Below are 21,479 nucleotides of genomic sequence, written 5' to 3' on the forward strand. Positions count from 1 at the left end.
AGGAGAATAAAACATGACATTATGGTTTACAGAAAGACAAACTTCTTCATTCGGGATTACAGGAAAAGTAAATCGTACATTAGAAAATGAAAAGACACCTTTTCAACAATTAGATATGGTCGAAACGCAACAATTTGGAAACATGTTATTACTAGATGGTATGGTCATGACATCAGAAAAAGATGAATTTGTCTATCACGAAATGATTGCTCACGTACCATTATTCACACATCCCTCCCCTAAACATGTTTTAGTAGTTGGTGGCGGTGATGGAGGAACCATCAGAGAAGTGTTAAAACACACGAGCGTAGAAAAAGTCACACAAGTTGAAATTGACGGTAAAGTAGTTGAGTATTCTAAAAAGCATTTGCCTGACATTTCGTCTGAATATGAAAACCCAAGAGTTGAGTTAATAATTGGTGATGGATTTGAACATATTATCAAAAGTGAAAATAGGTATGACGTGATCTTAATTGATTCGACTGAACCTGTTGGACCAGCTGCCGGTTTATTTACAAAGGGCTTTTATGCAGGGATTGCAAAAGCTTTAAAGGAAGATGGCATTTTTGTCGCTCAAACAGATAACCCATGGTTTAAAGCTGATTTAATCAAAAATGCAATTCATGATACAAAAGAGATTTTCCCCATTGCACGCCTCTATACGTGTAACATTCCAACTTATCCAAGTGGGATGTGGACATTTACAATGGGTTCGAAGGTATATGATCCATTAGAAGTACCTATTGATAAAATTCACGATATAAATGGAAAGTATTACACAGCAGAATTACACTATGCAAGTTTTGTGTTACCTAAATTTGTTCAAAATTTATGTAAATGAATACTGAGTGCCCCATAGTAAGTAAAAAGAAGTGAAAATGAACTCTCTTCTTTTGTATTTTTTAATAATTAGCTGATTTTAAAACAACTTGCAAGCTATTAATTATGGAATACACCCTTAACATATAGTTTTTTCTACACTATTAATATCAAATTGAACATGTGAGCACAAAAAAACGCCTTCATACATTGTATCAAGGCGTTTTCTACCAATTAATATTGGCTCATATATTAATCGAGTTCCCATTGTAAAGTTCTTTGGATCTTATTGGACCCAAAAGTAGTTTGATGATTGAATAAATTATTTTTCCAACGAGGTCTCTCCACAATCTCAAAAATTACATAATTCAAGAACATGCATTTACTAAACAACAAGAATTAATATTCCAGGTGAGTTTTTAGTAGTATTGTGAATAAACTGATAGATAGCTGTAATTAAATTGAAAATTTATCCATTTAAAAATATGTAAATAATTATTGGTTATTTCTTTTTACATAACTAAAAATGCCCAAATATATATATTTTCCCAAATTTTTATGGTATAAAAAATTATAAACTATAAGGAGGTTAGATAATGGAAAAAACAAATAGCAAATCAATTGTTTCACTTATTTTAGGTGTATTATCATTAGCTACACCATATATCGGTATAATTATTGGGGTTGCTGGTCTCCTATTTTCAGTAAAAAGCACAAAAGAGATTAAGAAAAACCTTGAAAAAGGCAAAGGATTTGCCCTTACAGGAGGAATATTTAGTACTCTTGGTATTGGAATACAAGCTGTGATGTTAGCTTTAGCTATAATAGGTTACACGGCTCTCTTTTTTTAAAATATTTATGAAATTTTCTCACTATTACTTTATAGTTATTACAAAACAAATAAAAACCTACTCTTATGAGCAGATCTAGTCTAGCATCCATAACTTTTTATTTTTCACCTTTTAGTTCTAGCAGTATAGGTACTATATTTAGTAAAATAGAAACAATTGTTAAAAACCATACTGCCTTTTCCATAGTAGGAACAACATCCATTAAAGCTGACCAATCTTCCCCTTTTACCCAATCAGATACAAGGCTATGTTCTGCACAGAGTGTCAGTGCCGTGAATGATAATCCCATCGCCATCGCAAGTTTATAATCTTTTCCTGTTTTATACATATACAGATTTATAATAGTTGCTACTATGGCAATAAGCCCTAATATTAACCACATAATAATGCCTCCATTATATTTTATTTATCTTGAAAATATAAATTAAAAGGTCCAGTTACCTATTTTATAGTCATATCTGCTAGCTATACAAACACACTTTTATATAATACCATAAAAGGTAAATTATTACTTGTTGTAATTGAAAATACAGTCTTTGAAAAAAGGTTTTTTATTTCTATAGTTTTTACTATCAAAATAGAAAGATAGCTCCATAAAAAGATGCCTCGATACATTATTATGCTAAGGTGTTTCCTAACAATTAATATTGACTTTTTTATTGATTGCATTGCTATAAGGAAACTGGTGTGTGGAATAAGTTTCACATCATCAAAGTCTTCTAGAAATCATATTTCGCAAATTATTAATTGGCTTCGTGGATGCTTGTGGTAAGAAGGTGGTCAAGTCTTAAAATGTTAAAGAAATACACCCCCAATAAAAAAAGCCTGAATGACTGCAAATGCAGTCATATCAGGCTTTCTACCAATTAATATTGGCTCATGTATTGATCGCGTTCCCATGGGTGAACTTGTGTGCGGAACATATCCCACTCAATTTCCTTAGCTTCGATGAAGTGCTCAGCTAAGTGCTCACCTAATGCAGAAACCATGATTTCGTTAGCTTGGAAGCTATCTAAAGCTTGAGCTAGCGTAGCAGGTAGATCTACGATACCTTCTTTTACGCGCTCTTCTTTAGTCATTACATAGATGTTGCGGTCGATTGGTTTTGGAGCTTCAAGGTTGTTCTTGATTCCGTCTAAACCAGCTTTTAGTAATACAGCCATTGCTAAGTATGGGTTAGCAGCTGGGTCTACGCTACGTACCTCAACACGAGTTCCTACTCCGCGAGAAGCTGGGATACGAATTAATGGGCTACGGTTGCGTGCAGACCATGCAACGTAACAAGGAGCTTCGTAACCAGGTACTAAACGCTTGTAAGAGTTTACTGTTGGGTTTGTTACAGCAGTGAAGCTGTGAGCGTGCTTAATGATACCAGCGATGAATTGACGAGCTGTATCACTTAATTCTAAGTTTCCGTTTGCATCATAGAATGCATTTTTGCCATCTTTGAATAGTGAAAGGTTACAGTGCATACCTGAACCGTTCACACCGAACAATGGTTTTGGCATGAATGTTGCGTGTAAGCCGTGCTTACGAGCAATTGTTTTAACTACTAGTTTAAATGTTTGGATGTCATCACAAGCTCTTAATGCGCCAGCATATTTGAAGTCAATCTCATGTTGACCAGGAGCTACCTCATGGTGAGATGCTTCAATTTCAAAGCCCATTTCTTCAAGCTCTAATACGATGTCACGACGGCAGTTTTCACCAAGGTCAGTTGGTGCTAAGTCGAAATAGCCACCTTTATCGTTTAATTCTAACGTTGGCTCTCCTTTTTCATCTAGCTTGAATAAGAAGAATTCTGGCTCAGGCCCAAGGTTAAAATCACTGAATCCTAAGTCTTCCATTTCTTTTAATACACGCTTTAAGTTGTTACGTGGATCTCCATCAAATGGAGTTCCGTCTGGATTGTAGATGTCACAAATGAAACGTGCAACTTTACCTTTTTCAGACGTCCAAGGGAATACAACAAACGTGTCTGGATCTGGATATAAGTACATATCAGATTCTTCGATACGTACGAAACCTTCGATTGAAGAACCGTCAAACATCATCTTGTTGTCTAACGCTTTTTCTAATTGACTTACTGGAATTTCAACGTTTTTGATTGTTCCTAAAATGTCAGTGAACTGAAGACGAATGTATTTTACATTCTCTTCCTGAACCTTTTTGAAAATATCTTCTTTTGTGTACTTTGCCATCGTGTGATCCTCCCCTAAATCTAAAAAATATTTATAGTTTATATACTTCCTTCTAACGAAGCATATAAATACTTACAATTTTTAATGAAAGAACCGAGACATATCTCCTTGATTGAGCGTTGCTTTGTTAAAGCGTCCTGCTTGCATTAACTCAGCGCGAAGCATCTTGCGTAATTCTTCATCTGATAGCTCAGATTTGCTTGCTTCCGCCACAACCTTTTCATCTTCTGGTTTGGTCTCTTTTTTATGCCCTTCTTGCGCTTTCTGAACTTGAAACAGCTGCTTAACACCAGCTAGGTTTACACCTTGTTCAATTAAGTCACGAATTTCTAGTAATTTATCAACATCGTTAAACGAGAATAATCGACGATTACCTTCAGATCGTACAGGTGTAACTAATTCATGTTCTTCATAGTAGCGAATTTGGCGAGCCGACAACTCAGTTAACTGCATCACAATTCCAATTGGGAAAAGCGGCGTATTTCTTCGTATGTTGTCACTCATCTCAGTTCCTCCTTTGATTAACTATTTTCATTGTATGCCATGTTAGTTTATCTGTCAACCATATGTGAGAAATTCTCACATAAAAATTTTTAGAATATTTCACGAATACAACGAAATAGCGATTTTAGTTTATTTTTAATTTTTTTATCCACGATAGCCCGTCTTTTGATCTTACTGAGCAAGTTATACTTAAATTAACTTTTTCGAAATCATTGAATCAATTGCTGTGCAAATAGCTACTTTAACGTGAGCATACGTTAAACCGCCTTGTACGTAAGCAACATACGGCGGACGAATCGGACCGTCTGCTGTTAACTCTAAACTAGCTCCCTGAACAAACGTTCCGGCTGCCATAATTACATCGTCTTCATAGCCAGGCATATAAGCTGGATATGCCGTCACGTGCGAATTAATTGGAGAAGCGTATTGAATCGCTTGGCAAAACGCCACCATCTTATCTCGATCATCAAACTGAACGGACTGAATTAAGTCTGTTCGCTCAGCGTCCCACTTTGGTTCTGACTGCATCCCAAGTCTTTCAAACATGGCTGAAGAAAATACCGCTCCTTTTAAAGCCTGCCCTACAACGTGAGGAGCTAAAAAGAAGCCTTGATACATTTCCTGGAGACTGTACAGAGTTGCACCTGCTTCTGCTCCGATACCTGGCGTTGTCATACGATAAGAACATGCTTCAACCAGCTCTTTACGTCCAGCAATATAGCCACCGATTTTCGCTAACCCACCGCCAGGATTTTTAATAAGAGAACCCGCAATTAAATCCGCTCCAACATGAGATGGTTCTATTGTTTCCACAAATTCTCCGTAACAGTTATCAACAAATACAATAACGTCTGGTTTAATGCTTTTAACAAAAGCAATCATTTCTTTAATTTGATTTACCGTAAACGAAGGACGAATTCCATAGCCTTTTGAACGCTGAATACCAATCATTTTCGTTGTTTCCGTAATGGATGCCTTCACTTCTTCAAGGTCTACTTGCCCTTCTTTTGTTAGGTCCACGGCTTTATATCCAATATTATACTCTTTTAATGAACCTACGCCAGACCCTCTAATTCCGACGATTTCTTCAAGCGTATCGTATGGCTTACCGGTAATATATAAAAGGTCATCACCAGGTCGCAACACGCCAAAAAGCGAAATGCCAATTGCATGCGTACCCGAAATGATTTGGGGACGTACAAGACACGCTTCGGTTCCGAATACATCAGCATATACCTTTTCAAGCGTATCTCTTCCTAAATCATCATAACCATAGCCCGTGGAGGGAATAAAATGTGAATCACTCACTTGGTTTTGTTGAAAGCTTTGCAGCACGCGAAACTGATTCGCTTCTATGACTTCATCAATTCGTTCATGAATCGGCTTAATTTGCTGCTCTACTTCCTTCGCCAACCCTTTAATTCTCTCTCCGTTTGCTAACTGATCAAACATCATTTTCTATCTTCCTCAACTTTCTTCAATCATTCTTAGCTGCTTATAAATTGGGTGCTCTTTTGCAATGTAGCCTCGGCACTCGTACTTTTCTTGTTCTTCATTAAACTTCAGAGAGTCGACCAGCGCAACGGTTTTTAACTCCGCCAACAGCTTGCCTTCATCCGAAGGAATGAATAGATGAAAGTACTCCATCTCTTTCTTCATTTCATCTTGGATCTTTGTTCCCAGCAAAGCAAGATCTTCCTTATTAAACGCGCTAATTAAAATAGAAGCGGGTGTCGTTGGCACAAATAATTCATGCTTCACATCTCGCTTATTATAAACGGTTAACATCGGAATATCTTCTACGTCTAACTCCGCTAATAGCTTATGAACAGTTTGCTCATGATTGTGATAGTCTGGATTACCCGAGTCAACCACGTGTAAAATAAAATCTGCTTCTGTCACTTCTTCTAATGTGGAACGAAACGCAGCAACAAGAGTGGTTGGCAAGTCTTGGATAAATCCAACCGTATCCGTTAAAAGAGCAGTTAAGCCTGCTGGCATGGTATACTGTCTCGTTGTAGGATCAAGAGTTGCAAACAGCTGATTTTCTTCATAAATCCCCGCTTCTGTTAGGCGGTTAAAAAGTGTAGATTTACCTGCATTTGTGTAGCCTACTATAGCAATTTGATACACATGGTTACGCTTTCTTCTCTCTCGGTAACGCTCCCTGTGACTGACAACTGTTTTTAACTGACGCTTAATTTCATCAATTTTACGACGAATGTGGCGGCGATCACTTTCAAGCTTTGTCTCACCTGGACCTCTTGTACCAATACCGCCCCCTAAACGAGAAAGTGCTGTTCCCTGTCCGACTAAACGAGGTAGTAAGTAGTTCAGCTGTGCAAGCTCAACCTGCAGCTTTCCTTCTTTTGTTTGCGCACGCTGCGCAAAAATATCTAAAATCAGCTGCGTTCGGTCAATGATTCGAGCTTCTAGCTGACTGGATAAATTACGAATTTGACTCGGTGAAAGCTCATCGTTAAACACAATTAAATCTGGCTCTAGCTCTTCTTCAAGCGCAACAAGCTCTTCCACTTTCCCTTTTCCGATATATGTAGCTGGATGTATACGGTCGCGCTTTTGAGACAAGCGTACTAGAACCTCACCCTGTGCTGTCTCAGTTAATGATGCTAGTTCATCCATCGAATACTCAAAGCGCTCATCATCATCGTGAAGCTGACACCCCACTAAAATTACACGTTCAAGCTCTTGTTTCATCTCAAATGTCAATGACTTTCCTTCCCTTACTGTTAAAGTATTAACGCATTCATATCATAACAAAAAAACACGATTTTCTCTATCTTCTTCAAAGATGCAGAATAGATTGTTTTTACTAGTTTATCACGCTTTGTTTCTTTTAAGAAATTATCCCTAAAAAAACGTTGAAATTCTGTTCAATAGTGGATACAATTTGAATGACTTTATCATTGTAATACTTTCTAACAAACGAATTTTTATACATAAAGGGGCAGTTGCGATGACATGGGACGTTTTGAGCATCATTGGCACCGTTGCTTTTGCAGTTAGCGGTGCGTTTATTGCAATGGAAGAAGAATACGATATTTTAGGTGTTTATATTTTAGGAATCGTCACAGCGTTTGGGGGTGGCGCCATCCGTAACTTATTAATTGGTGTACCGGTATCCGCTCTTTGGGAACAAGGGTTATTTTTTCAAATTGCGCTATTATCAATTACAGCAACCTTTTTGTTTCCAAACAGCATCTTAAGACAGTGGAAACGTTGGGGAAACTTTTCTGACGCAATTGGGCTTGCAGCTTTTGCCATTCAAGGCGCACTCTATGCTACCAGCATGGGACACCCCTTAAGCGCTGTTATCGTTGCTGCTGTATTAACAGGTAGCGGCGGTGGGATTGTACGCGATTTGCTTGCTCGTCGAAAGCCGACCGTTTTAAAAGATGAAATCTATGCGCTTTGGGCAATTCTTGCAGGCTTAATTGTTGGCCTTCAAATTGCTAGCTCTCCGGTAGAGCTTTACGTATTATTTGGTTTGCTTGTTGCATGTCGTATGTTATCTTACATGTACAAATGGAAGCTGCCAATTCGTTCGATTCGCCAACCAAATATGTAATAAAAAAAATCCGGCATAAAGCCGGATTTTTTTATAGACGAATATCATTAGACTTAAGCGTTATTAGCTGCTCTTTACTGTAGCTTGCTTCTTCTAAAAGCCTCATGGACTGCGCTCGAATGGAGCGTTCTAAAATATTTCGCACATAGCGACCATTGCTAAAGTCTCGAGGCGTCTGATTGTACTTTACGTCCATGAAATGTTCTTTTAACTTTTTATAAGCATCGCTGCTAAACTGATACTGACGATCATCCATCATCCGGTCTGCAATATCCATCAGCTCATTGACATCATAATCTGGAAAATCAAAGATGAATGGAAATCTTGAACGAAGACCGGGGTTTAAACTTAAAAAGTTCTCCATCTCACGCGGGTAGCCAGCTAAAATTAAGACAAACTTATCATTTGCATCTTCCATATGCTTCACAAGCGTATCAATTGCTTCTTTCCCAAAATCTTTCTCTCCACCTCGGGCAAGCGAATAGGCTTCGTCAATAAATAAAATGCCACCCAGCGCTTTTTTCACAAGATCTCGGGTTTTTTGTGCCGTATGTCCAATGTACTCCCCAACTAAGTCTGCTCTTTCAGCTTCAATAAGGTGACCTTTTGATAACACATTCATATTTAAAAACAATTTTCCTAAAAGCCTTGCAACCGTTGTTTTTCCTGTACCCGGATTTCCTTTAAACATCATATGCATCGCTTGTTTTTCTGCCTTCAGACCACTTTCTTCTCTTTTTTTATTAATATATAACCAAGCATATATTTCTTTAATCATTTTTTTTAGCTCATCCATTCCAACCAGACCGCTCATTTCTCTTTCAATTTCTAGCAGTGGTTCATGATTAACAATCGGTCGTTTCACAGGACGTGGAATTGATGTTGTATAGACTCGTTCTTTCTTTGTCTCATTATTTAAAACAATATTAATTTGCCCATTGTTTTTAAGAGTTATAGGCTGCTCCACACTGTTCACCTCTCGTTTCATCACAGTTACGCTGATGACATTGTATCGCTCTATCTCAAGCTGTAGGACGAACGAATGAGATCATCATTTTCCTTTAGCGGCTTGTATTCTTTCTGTAGCTCGCCATTACCCAAGAAATAAACGCTTATTATAGTTGTATGTGCTAAAACGCTAAACCATGTTAAGAAAAATACTTCTCTCTTCCAGCCATAAGAAAAACCAGCCTCATCCTCACGGATTTGGCTGGTTATCTGACTACTCTAGCTCTACAGAGATATTTTTATTTGGAACAAACGTTGAGATTGCATGTTTATAAATTAACTGCTGCTTTCCTTCTGAATCCAATAGAACTGTAAAGTTATCAAAACCTTTAATTAGTCCGCGCAGTTGAAAACCATTTAATAAAAACACAGTGACATAAATATTTTCTTTACGTAATTGATTTAAAAACTGATCTTGAATATTAACGGATTGTTTCACTATTCGGCCTCCTCATTTCTCTATCTTTACTAGTTAATTCGCTTCTTCTTTCAGCTTTCCTGCTACATAAGTGAAAATTTTGTTGAATTTTTCATGAAAATTGTCAACTTCCATTTCAAACCATGTTACAGGCATCTTATTACGAAACCACGTTAATTGACGTTTGGCGTACCTTCTAGAATTCAACTTTAACTGTTCAATCGCTTCTTCAAGCGTGCAGTTCCCGTCGAAATATGTATACAGTTCTTTGTAGCCAATCGCTTGAATTGATTGTACATCACGAACCCCTGCATCGTACAGTGATTTGACTTCTTCTACCAAGCCTTCTTGCACCATCATATCAACACGTTGGTTAATTCGATCGTATAGTTGATCACGATCCATTGTCAAGCCAATGAGTGTCACATCATAGAGAAGCTCTTGATTCTGCTCTTGATTATAAACGCTGAAAGGCTTCCCAGTCACTTCATACACTTCAAGAGCACGAATAACGCGTCTGTGGTTGTTGGGATGAATGGACTCTGCACCAACTGGGTCTATTTCACAAAGCTTTTCGTAAAGAGGATCAATTCCATGCGCTGCAACAAAGTGTTCCATACGCTGTCTGAATTGTTCATCCCCTGCTGATTCAGTAAACTGATAGTCATAAATGACAGATTGAATATATAATCCTGTACCGCCTACAATAATCGGCATTTTACCACGAGCGTGAATATCTGTAACCTTTTCTCTTACAATCTCTTGAAATTCAGCTACAGAAAAAGACTCAGTCGGCTCTTTAATATCAATTAAATGATGCGGAATTCCTTCCATTTCATCACTTGTAACCTTCGCTGTTCCGATGTCCATCTTTTTATAGACTTGCATGGAATCTCCCGAAATAACTTCTCCATTGAACTGCTTGGCCATCTCAATACTCAGCTTGGTTTTACCAACGGCTGTCGGACCAATAATTACTATTAATTTTTGTTTCTCTCCCGTCATAACCACACTACTTTCATCTATTACATTTACATCTTCTCATTTTACCCGGAAAGCCTATCTTTATTCAAGGCTCATAAAGAAGGAACGTTCTTTTACAGCAATTAGATTAGCGGAGTTCAACTATAAAAGTAGAAACAAAGACTACATTTTTTAACTGATGAAATAATGAAAGAATATGAATTTGAAGAAGTCACCTCTTAACCTGAACATACTTCAATAACAGTAACTTGATTGAAAAAGATATTTCCTAAAAAAGAAAAAAAGCTGAGGATACATAAAAATTTCTTTACAAGTCTATAGAAAGAAGAGAAACAGGAATTGTTTAAAAACTAGTTTTTAGCAAGCTCGAATCTCCAAAACAATAATGAAGATTCTTTTCCGCTTTGAAAATTAGCATTCTACACCTGTTCCTCTTGAGAGTTCTAACTTCTGGATTAAAAGAAACGAAAAGGATTCCGTCTAAATTGAGAGTTTTCTTCCGACTGTGACTGGACACGACCACCAGAGTTGTTTTCTGATTGTGGTTGTATACGATTACCAGCGTCGTTTTCTAATTGTGGGAGACTTAGAGATTGAGGGCGGTTTTCTGACTGTGGTCGAACAAGAGGTTGGGATTGGTTTCCTGATTGGGATTGTACACGACCTTGAGGACGGTTTTCTGCTCGACGTTTTTTGCGACAACCAGAGCGGTTTTCTGCTCGATGTTTTCTGCGACAACCAGAGCGATTTTCTGATTGGGATTGTACACGACCTTTAGAGCGTTTTTTAGATCGACATTTTCTGCGATGACCGGAGCGATTTTGAGATGTTTCTCTTATCTGAGGCATATTAATATTAACGTTAGAACTTCCACTATTGCTAATAATATTTTTATTTCCCGATTCATTATCTCTATTAGAATCGTTATCACCATTTGAATTGGTGTGTAATCTGTTAAAATGGTTATTCATCATAACTTCCCCTTCACATTATGTTTAATTTCTATCGCTAGTATATGCAAGGGAAATGGCTAACGTATAGGTATCTGACTTACAGGATCTACATACACAATAAAAGAACACAACCTTTTCCATTTCAAAAAAATACCCGCACCATATACCGCTTTGCGATTTTACTTTTAAACACACAAATACGGTAAAAATGGTGCAGGTATGACTTCAACAAACGTGGTAAAACATTATAGAAATCCCTTTACATCACGCGCTTAAACATCTTTTCCATTTCATATGTTGAATAATGAATAATAATTGGTCGCCCATGCGGACAAGTAAACGGATCCGTTGTTTTTCTTAGCGTTTCAAGCAAGGCTAAAATTTCATCATTTCGAAGATGATGGTTCGCTTTGATTGAACCTTTACAGCTCATCATAATAGCAGCTTCTTCGCGTAAGCTTTCTATGTCTATACGCTTCATCACAAACACTTGCTGAATCATCTCTTCAATTGTTTCTTTTTCTTCACCTTTTGGGAACCACTGAGGGTGTGCTCGAACAATATAAGCATTTTGACCAAACGGCTCTAAAAATACGCCGACCTCTTCAAGAGCTCTACGATTTTCTTCTAAAATGAGAGCTTCATTGCCTGAGAACTCAAACGTGAGTGGCATTAAAAGTTCCTGCACTTCTGCATCTACTTGACCAAGTTTTTTCTTAAAGTATTCATATTTGATTCTCTCTTGAGCCGCATGTTGGTCAATGATAAACAAGCCGTTTTCATTTTGAGCTAATATATACGTACCGTGCATCTGGCCAATTGGATACATGGGCGGAACTCGCTCGGTTTGAACCTCTTCAACCATCTCACTATTGGATTGCTGCTTGTGTACATCATGTTCTTCCTCATAAGAAAATACCGGTTCTGTATCCTGCACTTCAAGTTCATCGTAGTCAAGCTCATTTTCAACATTTTCTGTTACCGTAAAGCTTGACTTTTCTTGCGTTTCAGCAACGTTCGCGCTAAAGAAAGGTAAATCTTTGCTTCGTTCAACAGGTTCCTGCGATAGGGAAGATGACTCTTTAGGTAGCCCGTGATCAAACGTAAAGGTTTGCTGTTCGGTTGGAAGCACGGCTTGTTTTGTGCGAGCAGGGGCTATAACTTCTGGAATAAGCTGCTTCTTTTTAAACGCTGCTTTTATGGCATCTTCTACAAGCTCATACAGCTCTGCTTCTTTACTTAACCTTACCTCAAGCTTTGCCGGGTGTACGTTCACATCTACTAACAGTGGATCCATGTTGATAGCTAAAAATACAACTGGAAAACGTCCAATTGGCAATAGCGTATGATAACCTTGCTGGATGGCTTTTAGTAAACCATAGTTTTTAATAAATCTTCCGTTAATTGTGGTAGACATATAGTTGCGAGATGCACGCGTTACTTCTGGCAAAGCAATATAGCCGGTAATCTCATAATCTAGCGATTCTACCTTTAACGGAATCATCTTCTTCGCTACTGCCATCCCATAGATAGCAGCTAACACTTGACGCGCATCTCCACTTCCGTTTGTATAGAGAAGCTGACGTCCTTGGTGAATTAAACGAATGGAAACATGAGGATTCGCCAGGGCAAGGCGATTTACAACGTCTGTTACGTTCCCTAATTCTGTATTAATTGTTTTCATATATTTAAGGCGTGCTGGCGTGTTAAAAAATAGATTTTCTACAATAATTTCTGTACCTTTTCGACTTGAAGACAGCTCGTGATGCGTTATCTCTCCTCCGCGAAGCTTTAAGTGCGTGCCGGCTTCATCCCCGGTGCTTGTCTTAATTTCGAGCATAGATACAGACGCAATACTTGGCAGTGCTTCACCACGAAAGCCTAATGTTCGAATTCGGAACAAGTCATTCTCAGTCTTAATCTTGCTCGTTGCATGGCGCCGGAAAGCCGTTAAGCAATCTTCTTGTGCAATTCCGTCTCCGTTATCTAAAATACGAATTTTTGATAATCCTGCTTCTTCTAGTTCTATTTCAATTACTGTGCTATTGGCATCAATCGCATTTTCAACGAGCTCTTTCACAACAGAAGCAGGTCGCTCTACAACCTCTCCTGCTGCAATTTTATTTGAAAGTTCGTCTGAAAGCTGTCTAATTTTACCCACAGACTCACTCCTCTCAAGTCTATTTCTTCTTCAGTAATCTTTGTAGCTTATACATGGCGTTCATTGCATCAAGCGGCGTCATTTCCAGAATATCAAGCTGCTTCAATTCTGCTAGAATTTGCTTTTCACGCTTCGATAAACTAGCTTCTTTTACCTGCTGGTCTTTTTCTTCTCCGAAAAATGAAAGCTGACTTTGTTCGGTATCTGATTTAAGTTCAGCTTTTGGCTGCTCAATTGGCTGAGGTTCAGCTACTGCATCAGCAGTCGGATTCACTTTTGGCTCTTCGCTCGCGTTCTCAAAATCTGCTAAAATGACACGCGCACGCTGTAATAAAGGCTCCGGAAGTTCCGCTAGCTCAGCAACATGAATACCATAACTCTTATCTGCTGGTCCTTCTTTAATTTTGTGTAAGAAGACTACTTTATTGTTCTTTTCAATAGCGCTAACATGCACATTACGTAGTGCTGAAAGCTGTTGGTCTAGCACTGTCAGCTCATGATAGTGCGTAGAAAATAATGTTTTACATCCTATATGCTCGTGCACATATTCGATAATCGCTTGAGCTAACGCCATTCCATCATATGTTGACGTACCTCGTCCAATTTCATCTAGTAAAATTAAGCTTGATTGCGTCGCATTAGTCACTGCATTTTTCGTTTCAAGCATTTCAACCATGAACGTACTTTGCCCTGAAATTAAATCATCAGCCGCTCCGATTCGCGTAAACACTTGATCAAAGATTGGCAACTCTGCTTCTTCCGCAGGAACAAAACAGCCGATCTGTCCTAAAATAGCGGTTAATGCTACTTGGCGCATATACGTACTCTTACCCGACATATTTGGTCCTGTAATGAGTAAGATTGAACTGTCATCTTTCATTTGACAGTCATTTGGTACATACTCTTGTGCGTTCATTACTTTTTCAACAACTGGATGGCGTCCATTTTTAATATGAATATCTCCATTAGTAGAAAACGCAGGCTTCGTATAATGACGCTCTTCGCTCACCTTTGCAAAGCACTGCAGCACATCAAGCTCACTTACTTTTTTAGCTAGCGCTTGAAGACGAGGAATATACACTTTGACCTCTTCACGAATTTGTCCAAACAGCTCGTACTCAAGCTCAACGATTTTTTCTTCCGCTTCTAAAATAAGCGCTTCTTTTTCTTTAAGCTCAGGTGTAATAAAGCGTTCAGCGTTCGTTAAAGTTTGCTTACGCTCATACATGCCTTCAGGTAGTAGATGCAAATTGGCACGCGTTACTTCAATATAGTAGCCAAATACGCGGTTATAGCCAATTTTCAACGAACGAATCCCGGTCTTTTCACGCTCTTTTTGCTCTAAAGACGCAATCCACGTCTTCCCGTTTCGACTAGCATCTCGGTATTGATCAAGTTGATCGTGATAACCGTCTGCGATAATATCTCCTTCTTTAATAGATAAAGGAGGATGTTCTTTTAACCCTCTCTCTAACAGCACAGTTAATCTTTCACATGGATCAATATCTTCAACAAGTTTAGAAGCATATGAATTGTTTAATCGATAAACCACTTCTTGAATTTCAGGAACCTTTTGCAGTGATTTGCGCAGCTGTACTAAGTCACGCGCATTAACATTGCCAAATGCAACGCGCCCAGCTAAACGCTCTAGGTCGTACACTTCTTTTAATAAATCTCGCAGTTCTTCACGTTCAAAAAATTGCTTCATAAGAACATCAACCATATTTAAGCGTTCATCAATCTTCTCTTTGCTTAAAAGAGGGCGATCAATCCAGTTTTTTAAGAGGCGTCCGCCCATTGCCGTCACTGTTTGATCAAGGAGCCATAAAAGAGAACCCTTTTTTCCTTTTGAACGAATTGTTTCCGTCAACTCTAAGTTTCGCTTAGAGAACAAATCAATTTTCATATATTCATTGATTTGATAAAGCTGTACAGGCTGTAAATGCTCAAGAGAGCGCTTTTGGGTACGTACTAGATACTGCAGAATGCGAGCAAACGTGTCCACTAATTTTTGCTGTTGAAGTGATTCAGTTAAATGTAAAAACGATTCTTCAACCTTTGTACTTTCTTCAAACGAAATGGTCATCGTCATTCTCTCTTTTAGCATTTGCAGCAATTCAGCAGAAAAATCGCTTGAAACAACCATTTCCTTTGCTTCTTTTGCATAGATTTCAGAAACAACGTCATGGAATGAAGAAATGAGAGTCACGCTATTTTCTCCTGTTGATAAATCTGATAATGCTAATCCAAACGTGTCATCTGGGAAATGCGTGACCGAGCAAATGTAATTATTCTCTTTTTCTTGCAGCCCTTTTTCATTCATCAGCGTTCCTGGTGAAATCACTTGAATAACTTCACGCTTGACGACTCCTTTAGCTTTCTTAGGATCTTCCACTTGCTCACAAATTGCCACTTTATAGCCTTTTTCAATTAGCCTTTCAATATATGTAGGCGCTGAGTGGTATGGTACACCGCACATTGGGATGCGATCATCGCCCCCTCCGTCTCGGCTTGTTAACGTAATTTCTAACTCTTGAGATGCAGTCGTTGCATCTTCGAAAAACATTTCGTAAAAATCACCTAATCTAAAAAATAAAAAGGCATCTTGGTAGTCTGCCTTGATTTTTAAATATTGCTGTATCATTGGCGTATATGTTGCCATACTATTCCTCCAAAAACTTCTGTTAATCATTTTTTCTACACGTATTATAACATAGGTTTGCGAAAAACTTCATGATTGTAAAACTTGCTAATCACTTTTGGTGCACATAAAAAAACTAGGAAGAAATTCTTCCTAGTTACTCATCGTCACCTAAAATGAAATCTGGATTGAGGTCTTCAAATTCATCATCATCAACATCTAAATCAAGCTCATCACCATCATCGCATCCTTTTGGATTAACGGCTACGCATACTTTTGTCTCTCCGATTACCTCAGCTAAAAGCTCTCTCTCTACTTGGACAATCGTTTTATTGCCGTTTGGTGAAATCGTGCATTCAAGGCAATTTGGTTGCTGTAGCACTCGTACGATAATTTCACAATCATCTCCAAAAGCATCGTCATCTTTCTGGCGGAGCTTAATCACATCACGATAGTGAACCGTTTCTGTAAACACTTCTGTTTTTGTATTATCTTTGTAAGAATACCAGACGTTAATATCATATTTGCCGTCCACTTCAACTGTATTTCCGCGCTTTTTAGCATCATACTGATGGTTAATTACCCAGCAACCTAAAATGCTCGTCGGTCGGTTCGGTGGTGTAAGCGTGTGTGATGACTGCGTAAACTTACGCCCTTTACCTACGACTGCTTTTGTAATAATTTCTCTATAGTGTTGTGACATGTGAGCATACCCTCCTCAAACTATCTTCATTTCATCCTATGCAGATTCTATCGCTTGTTTGCACATTATTTTGTAAAACTAGGTTAAAGACATAAAAAACCTATGTTTCATTGTATGCAACACCTTAGAGAAATGTGACAATTATTCCAGAGAAAATTGTACAACATAAAAAACCCCCAGCTTCCGCTAGGAGTTTTTTATTAATGGCAGCTTGCCCCCGGAGTGTTACGGACTTTTGAGCCTGTTTCACCACGAAGTAAGTCACCATCTGTTGCCACAATGATTTCATCAGTGACTGTATTTGAGATTGTACTCGCGACAAGCTGAAGCAAATCATTAACATTAACCTGAGAATCTTGAAACTGCTGAATAATTGGCAGCTCATCCAGCTCAGCTTGAATTCGATCGATTTTTTCTTCCACTTGCTTTAACGCTTCGGTTTTTCCATAGTGCTGAAAGTTCACCGCTTGTTTTTGCAAACTTTTAATGCTCGCAATTTTTTCGCGAACCTTTTGGTTTTCGTTCAGCTGAGCTTCTGCACGCTTGAAGAATTCGACTTCTTCCGTTTCAGAAATCATTTTTGCAAGCTCTTTCGCTCTAGCAATCACATCACTTTTTGTATACTGCGACATTTTACTTCACCTCTGCTGCTTCTTCTACCATCTCTCCATCTAAAGACCATGTCTTAGCTTTTGTAATTTTCACTTTTACAACTTGACCGATTACTGATTGTGGTGCTACAAAGTTTACAAGCTTATTCTTTTCAGTATAGCCCGCTAACACATCTGGGTTGTTCTTACTTTCACCCTCCACTAATACTTCGACAACACGACCTTCGTATTCCTGCATTTTCTTCGCAGAAATTTCGTTTACAAGCGCATTTAAACGCTGAAGACGCTCTTTTTTCACTTCCATTGGCACGTTGTCTTTCATTTTAGCAGCTGGCGTACCTTCGCGAGGAGAATAGATGAACGTATAAGCACTATCAAATTCAACTTCACGGTATAGTGATAACGTTTCTTCAAACTGTTCATCCGTTTCATTAGGGAAGCCAACAATAATATCTGTCGTAAGAGACGCTGTTGGAATTGCTTCTTTGATTTTGCGAACAAGCTCTAGGTAGTGTTCACGTGAGTACTTACGTGCCATGATTTTCAGAATATCTGAGCTACCTGACTGAACTGGTAGATGGATGTGATCAACTAGGTTTCCACCTTTTGCTAACACTTCGATTAAACGATCGTCGAAGTCACGTGGATGACTTGTTGTAAAGCGAATACGCAGAACGTCAATTTTACGAATCTCATCCATTAAGTCACCTAGACCGTATTCCATATCTTCAAAGTCTTTTCCGTATGCATTTACGTTTTGACCAAGCAGCGTAATTTCTTTATAACCTTGAGCGGCTAAGTGGCGCACTTCTTGAATGATTTCTTCCGGACGACGGCTTCGCTCTTTACCACGCGTGTAAGGAACGATACAGTACGTGCAGAATTTATCACAGCCGTACATGATATTAACCCATGCTTTGATGCTGCCTTTTCTTGCACGAGGAAGGTTTTCAATAACGTCTCCTTCTTTCGACCATACTTCAATCACCATTTCTTTTGCCATGTATGCTTCATTTAAAATATGAGGTAAACGATGAATGTTATGTGTTCCGAAAATCATATCAACATGCTGATGCTTTTGTAAGATTTTATTAACAACGGATTCTTCTTGTGACATACAGCCACATACTCCGATTAGTAAGTCTGGACGCTCACGCTTTAAAGCCTTTAAATGGCCTAACTCACCAAAAACTTTGTTCTCAGCGTTTTCGCGAATGGCACATGTATTTAATAAAATAACATGGGCATCTTGAACGGAGTCAGTTGGCTCATAGCCTAGGCTTAAGAAAATCCCTGCCATTACTTCCGTATCATGCTCGTTCATTTGACAGCCGTATGTACGAATATAAAACTTACGGCCTTGTCCCATACCTTTGAAACGCTCTTCAATAGAAAAGTCGTTATGATAAGCAACCTCTTCTTTACCACGCTTTTTTGCATCCTTTAAAGAAGGTGGCATATATACTGTTTGGAAATATTTACTGTAATCCTTCTCGGATTTTTTGTCCGCTGGAGTTACTTGTCCACTTTCTAAACGTTGTTTTTCGTTCATGTAAAAGCTCCTTTCAACGTGCACATTTACTAATTTTTTCATTTTTATGTGTTTCTTGATAAACTCGTAAAAAAAATGCCATTCATGTTTTTATTTTTTGTCTTTATTCATACAAAAAAATGAAACAGAATCACATTATATTAGTATATAACTTTCATCTATTGAACACAATAACATACCCTTCACCTGTAAAAAAGAAAATACTGCGGGGTGCAGTATTTTCTTGACGTTTATACTAAAATCTTTAACTCTTTTCCTACTTTTTCAAAAGCAGTAAGAGCAGCTGTTAATTCATCCTTTGTATGCTGAGCCGTTACGATTGTTCTAATCCTAGCTTTTCCTTTAGCAACCGTTGGAAACGCAATCCCTTGAGCAAAGACACCTGCTTCTGCTAGCTTTTCTGAAAACTTATGCGTTAATGCTTCATCACCAATAATAACGGGTGTAACAGGCGTTTCGCTGTGCCCGATATCAAAACCTAGCTCAGACAACCCTTTTTTAAAGAAGGCTGTGTTTTCCCATAGTGTCTCAATGAGCTCCGGCTCTTCAAGCAAGACATCAATAGCCGCACTGCATGCAGCCGTCACTGCCGGTGGATGAGAAGTACTAAATAAAAACGGTCGGCCTTTGTGAATTAGATAATCAATTAACGTCTGAGAGCTCGCAATATAACCACCAAGAACACCAACTGCTTTACTGAGCGTCCCTACTTGAATATGAACGCGTCCATCCAAACCGAAATGATTGACTGTACCTCGACCATTCTCACCAAGCACTCCGGAGGCATGAGCATCGTCTACCATCACAAGAGCATCATATTGTTCAGCTAACTCAACAATTTTGGGAAGCGGTGCAATGTTACCATCCATTGAGAATACACCATCCGTTACGATAATCCGTTTACGATAGTCTTTTGATTCTTTAAGCGCTCTCTCCAAATCTTCCGTATTCACATGCTTATATACTTTACGAGCAGCTTTTGTTAATCGAATCCCATCAATAATGGATGCATGATTTAGTTCATCAGAAATCACCACATCTTCATTTGTTAAAATGGATGAAAGCACGCCTTGATTCGTCGTGAAACCAGATTGAAACACAAGCGCTGCCTCCGTATGCTTAAATTTCGCTAATTTTTTCTCCAGTGCCTCGTGCATAGAAAATGTTCCTGCAATGGTTCTCACAGATCCCGTACCGGCACCATATTTCTGAACTGCTTCAATAGCTGCGCTCTTCATTTTAGGATGAGATGTTAATCCTAAATAATTGTTTGACGATAGCTGAATAAGCTTCTGCCCATTAATCTGCACCTTTGATCCTTGTTCAGACTCAATTGGTATCAAGTTGCGAAAAGTACCTGCTTTTTTCATTTCCTGTAGCTCTTGATCTAAAAATTCAAACCCTCTCATTTGACCCTTCCCCTTTCAACTATTCTAAAATGAATACAACTTTCCCGCATTTTCCTTCCATCATGAGCTCAAAGCCTTTTTCATAATCTTCTAGTGGCAAACGATGCGTAATTAGTTCGTTCATATTCAACTGATTTCCTGCCAATAAATTAGAAACTGTATACCAAGTTGAAAACATTTTACGCCCTGTAATGCCTTGAACTGTTACCCCTTTAAATACAATATCATTCGTCACATCAATGGAAACAGGTGCCGTTGGTAAACTTAAAATAGATACTCTTCCCCCATTTGCAACTATCTTAAATCCTTGATTCATTGCTGTGGACTGGCCTGACATTTCACAGACAACATCTATACCATTACCACTTGTCAACTTATTGACAACCTCTATCGGATCTTGTTCAAGAGGATTAAGGGCAACATGAGATCCAAGGTCCTTAGCCAAGCTCAAGCGATACTCATTCACATCCATCGCTACCACAAGAGATGCTCCAGAAGCTTTTGCAACGGCTACGGCCATTAAACCAATAGGCCCACATCCTATTACTAAGACAGATTTACCTGCAATACTATCATTTAAAACTGTATGAACTGCATTTCCAAGCGGTTCCTGCAAAGATGCAACGTCATGAGATAAGTGACTAGGGTTTTTCCAAATATTTTGAGCTGGTACAGCTACATACTCAGCAAAGCAGCCCATTCGGTCAACACCAATAATTTTTGTTTTTTGACAAATATGAGCGTTACCTAACAAGCACTGCATGCACCGTCCACATACAATATGCGTTTCAGCCGAAACAGAGTCCCCAATCTGTACGCCCGCTACATTTTGACCAACTTGAACAACTTCTCCCGAAAATTCATGACCGAACACATAAGGAGGGTTGACGCGTGAAGATGCCCATTTATCCCATTTATAAATATGAACGTCTGTACCGCAAATTGAAGTTGCTTTCACTTTAATTAATACTTCGTCTTCTGCAATTGATGGAATATTAACTTCAGTTAAAGCAGCTCCAAATCCCCTCTTATCCTTTATCAACGCTTTCATTTTTCCACCCATGGTGCACATCCC

General features: G+C 38.6%; 19 protein-coding genes. 3 read left to right on the forward strand and 16 right to left on the reverse strand.

The features are described from left to right. Positions 1-13: 13 nt before the first annotated feature. Together speE and EPL02_RS15125 are read left to right on the forward strand one after the other, a co-directional pair. Complete coding sequence (speE, locus tag EPL02_RS15120; protein WP_131888167.1) at positions 14-841, forward strand: polyamine aminopropyltransferase; 828 nt, start codon at positions 14-16, stop codon at positions 839-841. A 574-nt stretch (positions 842-1,415) separates the two neighbouring features. Next, entirely contained in the window at positions 1,416-1,670 is a 255-nt protein-coding gene (locus tag EPL02_RS15125) for a DUF4190 domain-containing protein (protein ID WP_286175463.1), read from the forward strand. Positions 1,671-1,767: 97 nt separating this feature from the next. On the opposite strand, the gene EPL02_RS15130 is transcribed toward EPL02_RS15125, so the two are convergent. The 5 genes from EPL02_RS15130 to hflX form a co-directional block, all read right to left on the reverse strand. Further along, entirely contained in the window at positions 1,768-2,052 is a 285-nt protein-coding gene (locus EPL02_RS15130) for a hypothetical protein (RefSeq protein ID WP_131888169.1), read from the reverse strand. A 484-nt stretch (positions 2,053-2,536) separates the two neighbouring features. Further along, on the reverse strand, positions 2,537-3,871 hold the full coding sequence (gene glnA / locus EPL02_RS15135) for a type I glutamate--ammonia ligase (protein ID WP_094912507.1): 1,335 nt from the start codon (positions 3,869-3,871) through the stop codon (positions 2,537-2,539). Positions 3,872-3,952: 81 nt separating this feature from the next. Beyond that, positions 3,953-4,375, reverse strand: a complete 423-nt coding sequence (locus tag EPL02_RS15140) for a MerR family transcriptional regulator (RefSeq protein ID WP_025908618.1) — start codon at positions 4,373-4,375, stop codon at positions 3,953-3,955. A gap of 189 nt (positions 4,376-4,564) precedes the next feature. Next, the gene (locus EPL02_RS15145) at positions 4,565-5,827 is read right to left on the reverse strand and encodes a methionine gamma-lyase family protein (RefSeq protein ID WP_094912623.1); all 1,263 of its coding nucleotides are present in this window, start codon (positions 5,825-5,827) and stop codon (positions 4,565-4,567) included. A 15-nt stretch (positions 5,828-5,842) separates the two neighbouring features. Further along, a complete protein-coding gene (hflX, locus tag EPL02_RS15150) occupies positions 5,843-7,093 on the reverse strand; it encodes a GTPase HflX (protein WP_179289276.1) in 1,251 nt (416 codons plus the stop codon). 259 nt (positions 7,094-7,352) lie between these two features. Here hflX and EPL02_RS15155 point away from each other — a divergent pair, with 259 nt between their 5' ends. Further along, entirely contained in the window at positions 7,353-7,964 is a 612-nt protein-coding gene (locus tag EPL02_RS15155) for a trimeric intracellular cation channel family protein (RefSeq protein ID WP_094912509.1), read from the forward strand. 31 nt (positions 7,965-7,995) lie between these two features. On the opposite strand, the gene spoVK is transcribed toward EPL02_RS15155, so the two are convergent. The 11 genes from spoVK to tdh all read right to left on the reverse strand — a co-directional run bounded on the left by spoVK (position 7,996) and on the right by tdh (position 21,467). After that, positions 7,996-8,931, reverse strand: coding sequence for a stage V sporulation protein K (spoVK, locus tag EPL02_RS15160; RefSeq protein ID WP_256993389.1), 936 nt, complete (start codon positions 8,929-8,931; stop codon positions 7,996-7,998). A 255-nt stretch (positions 8,932-9,186) separates the two neighbouring features. Beyond that, entirely contained in the window at positions 9,187-9,411 is a 225-nt protein-coding gene (hfq, locus tag EPL02_RS15165) for an RNA chaperone Hfq (protein ID WP_025908613.1), read from the reverse strand. 33 nt (positions 9,412-9,444) lie between these two features. Then, a complete protein-coding gene (miaA, locus tag EPL02_RS15170) occupies positions 9,445-10,395 on the reverse strand; it encodes a tRNA (adenosine(37)-N6)-dimethylallyltransferase MiaA (protein WP_131888170.1) in 951 nt (316 codons plus the stop codon). A 434-nt stretch (positions 10,396-10,829) separates the two neighbouring features. Next, positions 10,830-11,222 (reverse strand): hypothetical protein, encoded by a 393-nt coding sequence (locus EPL02_RS15175; RefSeq protein WP_131888171.1) that lies wholly within the window; start codon positions 11,220-11,222, stop codon positions 10,830-10,832. Between the two features lie 364 nt (positions 11,223-11,586). Further along, positions 11,587-13,488: a DNA mismatch repair endonuclease MutL gene (gene mutL / locus EPL02_RS15180; RefSeq protein ID WP_131888172.1), complete on the reverse strand. Its 1,902-nt coding sequence runs from the start codon at positions 13,486-13,488 to the stop codon at positions 11,587-11,589. A gap of 19 nt (positions 13,489-13,507) precedes the next feature. Further along, on the reverse strand, positions 13,508-16,150 hold the full coding sequence (gene mutS / locus EPL02_RS15185; RefSeq protein WP_131888173.1) for a DNA mismatch repair protein MutS: 2,643 nt from the start codon (positions 16,148-16,150) through the stop codon (positions 13,508-13,510). A gap of 136 nt (positions 16,151-16,286) precedes the next feature. Continuing rightward, positions 16,287-16,832, reverse strand: a complete 546-nt coding sequence (locus EPL02_RS15190; RefSeq protein ID WP_094912515.1) for an outer spore coat protein CotE — start codon at positions 16,830-16,832, stop codon at positions 16,287-16,289. A gap of 200 nt (positions 16,833-17,032) precedes the next feature. Continuing rightward, the gene (locus EPL02_RS15195; protein ID WP_094912516.1) at positions 17,033-17,464 is read right to left on the reverse strand and encodes a YlbF/YmcA family competence regulator; all 432 of its coding nucleotides are present in this window, start codon (positions 17,462-17,464) and stop codon (positions 17,033-17,035) included. 1 nt (position 17,465) lies between these two features. Then, complete coding sequence (gene miaB, locus EPL02_RS15200) at positions 17,466-18,995, reverse strand: tRNA (N6-isopentenyl adenosine(37)-C2)-methylthiotransferase MiaB (protein ID WP_094912517.1); 1,530 nt, start codon at positions 18,993-18,995, stop codon at positions 17,466-17,468. 230 nt (positions 18,996-19,225) lie between these two features. Further along, positions 19,226-20,404, reverse strand: coding sequence for a glycine C-acetyltransferase (locus EPL02_RS15205; protein ID WP_131888174.1), 1,179 nt, complete (start codon positions 20,402-20,404; stop codon positions 19,226-19,228). Between the two features lie 19 nt (positions 20,405-20,423). Then, entirely contained in the window at positions 20,424-21,467 is a 1,044-nt protein-coding gene (gene tdh, locus EPL02_RS15210; protein ID WP_131888175.1) for an L-threonine 3-dehydrogenase, read from the reverse strand. Positions 21,468-21,479: the final 12 nt, after the last annotated feature.

The organism is Bacillus sp. CBEL-1 (assembly GCF_004348885.1).
Classification (GTDB): domain Bacteria; phylum Bacillota; class Bacilli; order Bacillales; family Bacillaceae_H; genus Priestia; species Priestia aryabhattai_A.

Excerpts from the sequence above, each read along its gene's own strand:
- tdh (WP_131888175.1), bottom strand. The coding sequence starts at position 21,467 with ATGGGTGGAAAAATGAAAGCGTTGATAAAGGATAAGAGGGGATTTGGA.
- mutS (WP_131888173.1), bottom strand. The coding sequence starts at position 16,150 with ATGGCAACATATACGCCAATGATACAGCAATATTTAAAAATCAAGGCA.
- EPL02_RS15190 (WP_094912515.1), bottom strand. The coding sequence starts at position 16,832 with ATGTCACAACACTATAGAGAAATTATTACAAAAGCAGTCGTAGGTAAA.
- EPL02_RS15195 (WP_094912516.1), bottom strand. The coding sequence starts at position 17,464 with ATGTCGCAGTATACAAAAAGTGATGTGATTGCTAGAGCGAAAGAGCTT.
- EPL02_RS15155 (WP_094912509.1), top strand. The coding sequence starts at position 7,353 with ATGACATGGGACGTTTTGAGCATCATTGGCACCGTTGCTTTTGCAGTT.
- miaB (WP_094912517.1), bottom strand. The coding sequence starts at position 18,995 with ATGAACGAAAAACAACGTTTAGAAAGTGGACAAGTAACTCCAGCGGAC.
- EPL02_RS15145 (WP_094912623.1), bottom strand. The coding sequence starts at position 5,827 with ATGTTTGATCAGTTAGCAAACGGAGAGAGAATTAAAGGGTTGGCGAAG.
- EPL02_RS15140 (WP_025908618.1), bottom strand. The coding sequence starts at position 4,375 with ATGAGTGACAACATACGAAGAAATACGCCGCTTTTCCCAATTGGAATT.
- miaA (WP_131888170.1), bottom strand. The coding sequence starts at position 10,395 with ATGACGGGAGAGAAACAAAAATTAATAGTAATTATTGGTCCGACAGCC.
- EPL02_RS15205 (WP_131888174.1), bottom strand. The coding sequence starts at position 20,404 with ATGAGAGGGTTTGAATTTTTAGATCAAGAGCTACAGGAAATGAAAAAA.
- EPL02_RS15125 (WP_286175463.1), top strand. The coding sequence starts at position 1,416 with ATGGAAAAAACAAATAGCAAATCAATTGTTTCACTTATTTTAGGTGTA.
- hflX (WP_179289276.1), bottom strand. The coding sequence starts at position 7,093 with ATGAAACAAGAGCTTGAACGTGTAATTTTAGTGGGGTGTCAGCTTCAC.
- EPL02_RS15175 (WP_131888171.1), bottom strand. The coding sequence starts at position 11,222 with ATGCCTCAGATAAGAGAAACATCTCAAAATCGCTCCGGTCATCGCAGA.
- EPL02_RS15130 (WP_131888169.1), bottom strand. The coding sequence starts at position 2,052 with ATGTGGTTAATATTAGGGCTTATTGCCATAGTAGCAACTATTATAAAT.
- glnA (WP_094912507.1), bottom strand. The coding sequence starts at position 3,871 with ATGGCAAAGTACACAAAAGAAGATATTTTCAAAAAGGTTCAGGAAGAG.
- speE (WP_131888167.1), top strand. The coding sequence starts at position 14 with ATGACATTATGGTTTACAGAAAGACAAACTTCTTCATTCGGGATTACA.